Raw genomic sequence first — 1,123 nt, 5'->3', positions numbered from 1 at the left:
TCTTCCATCGCGATCGGGTTGATCAGCTTCACGGTGATGCTGACGTTGTCGCCAGGCATGACCATTTCCTTGTCCTTGGGCAGCTCGATCGCGCCGGTCACGTCCGTCGTGCGGAAGTAGAACTGCGGACGGTAGTTGTTGAAGAACGGCGTGTGACGGCCACCTTCGTCCTTGGACAGCACGTACACCTCGGCGGTGAAGTGCGTGTGCGGCTTGATGGAGCCGGGCTTGCACAGCACTTGGCCGCGCTCGACTTCTTCGCGCTTGGTGCCGCGCAGCAGCACGCCGACGTTGTCGCCCGCTTGACCTTGGTCCAGCAGCTTGCGGAACATTTCCACGCCGGTGCAGGTGGTCTTGACGGTCGGGCGGATGCCGACGATCTCGATTTCCTCGCCGACCTTGATCACGCCGCGCTCGACGGCGCCGGTCACGACGGTGCCGCGGCCGGAGATCGAGAACACGTCTTCCACGGGCATCAGGAAGGTGCCGTCCACGGCGCGCTCGGGCGTCGGGATGTAGGTGTCGAGGGCTTCGGCCAGCTTCATGATGGCTTCTTCACCGAGCTTGCCCTTGTCGCCTTCCAGGGCGAGCTTGGCCGAGCCGTGGATGATGGGGGTGTCGTCGCCAGGGAACTCGTACTTGTCGAGGAGTTCGCGCACTTCCATTTCGACGAGCTCGAGCAGTTCGGCGTCGTCGACCATGTCGCACTTGTTCAGGAAGACGATGATGTAGCCCACACCCACCTGGCGCGCCAGCAGGATGTGCTCGCGGGTCTGGGGCATGGGGCCGTCGGCGGCCGAGCACACAAGAATGGCGCCGTCCATCTGGGCCGCGCCGGTGATCATGTTCTTGACGTAGTCGGCGTGGCCGGGGCAGTCGACGTGTGCGTAGTGGCGGTTGGCCGTTTCGTACTCGACGTGGGCGGTGTTGATGGTGATGCCGCGGGCCTTTTCTTCGGGCGCCGCGTCGATCTGGTCGTAGGCCTTGGCTTCGCCGCCGAACTTGGCCGACAGCACCGTCGCGATTGCAGCCGTCAGCGTGGTCTTGCCGTGGTCAACGTGACCGATCGTGCCCACGTTCACGTGCGGCTTGGTGCGGGTGAATTTACCTTTTGCCATTTTTC

1 protein-coding gene is annotated in these 1,123 nt (G+C 63.7%); it reads right to left on the bottom strand.

What is annotated here, in order from left to right:
* Positions 1-1,118: elongation factor Tu (gene tuf, locus V9L20_RS27245; RefSeq protein WP_337298907.1), on the bottom strand; the 1,118-nt coding region annotated here is incomplete at its 3' end.
* Positions 1,119-1,123 lie beyond the last annotated feature (5 nt).

Source organism: Variovorax sp. CCNWLW225 (assembly GCF_037204045.1).
Taxonomy (GTDB): domain Bacteria; phylum Pseudomonadota; class Gammaproteobacteria; order Burkholderiales; family Burkholderiaceae_C; genus Variovorax.
This window is presented reverse-complemented; position numbering and strand designations above follow the sequence as displayed.